Source organism: Marinitenerispora sediminis, from assembly GCF_003336425.1.
Lineage (GTDB): Bacteria > Actinomycetota > Actinomycetes > Streptosporangiales > Streptosporangiaceae > Marinitenerispora > Marinitenerispora sediminis.
On sequence record NZ_QEIO01000328.1, the window covers coordinates 1 to 779 of the forward strand.

General features: G+C 79.3%; 1 protein-coding gene. It reads left to right on the forward strand.

Annotated elements, in window-relative coordinates; genetic code table 11:
- On the forward strand, positions 1-779 hold a 779-nt coding region (locus tag DEF28_RS27815; protein WP_199493578.1), incomplete at both ends, for a hypothetical protein.

Below are 779 nucleotides of genomic sequence, written 5' to 3' on the forward strand. Positions count from 1 at the left end.
CTCGGATTCCTCGCCCGCGCCCTCAACCGCCACCCCGCCCACCGCGACCGCGTCGTCGCCCTGCTGCCCGGCCTGCGCGGCAACGAGACGCTCGCCGAGACCAAACCCGGCCGCGCCTCCGACGCGCTGACCCGCGTCGCCGACGACCTCGCCAGGACCGCACCCGAACTCCTCCCCGTCTACCTGGACGAGTGCTGCCGCATCCTCGCCGGCGTCGGCAGCGACTCCTACGCGGTCCGCTTCTTCGAGCGCGCCCGCGCCGCCGAGGCCGCCACCCCGCCCGCCGACGAGGCCGACGTCGTCGAGGCCCACCTGCGGCTGCCGCACGGCGCACGGCCCGCCAGCCTCACCCGGCACCACACCGCGCTGGCCGCGCGGCTCGCCCCCACCGACGCCTACCGCTGGCAGCGCCGCCTCCTCACCACCTGGTGCGAGTCCGGCCGCCGGGCCGCCCCCGCCCTCGCCGCCGGACTCGCCGACCTCGCCGCGGCCGCCGACCTCACCCCCGGGGCCGGCACCGACCCGGCCGAACGCGCCGCCGACGAGCGCGCCGTCCGCGCGATGCTCGCCAACGGCACCCTGGAGGCCGCCGCCGACCCCGTCTGGACCGCCCTCGGCCCGCTGCTGGACCGGCTCGGCCGCGAGGACCCCGAAGTCCGGCGCGCCCTCGTCCTGCTGGTCCCCGAACCCGCCCGCGACTCCGCCAAGGCCAAAGCCGCCGCCGCGGCCCGCGCCGTCACCACCCTGGCCGGCATCGGCGCCACCGCCCCCTTCACCTC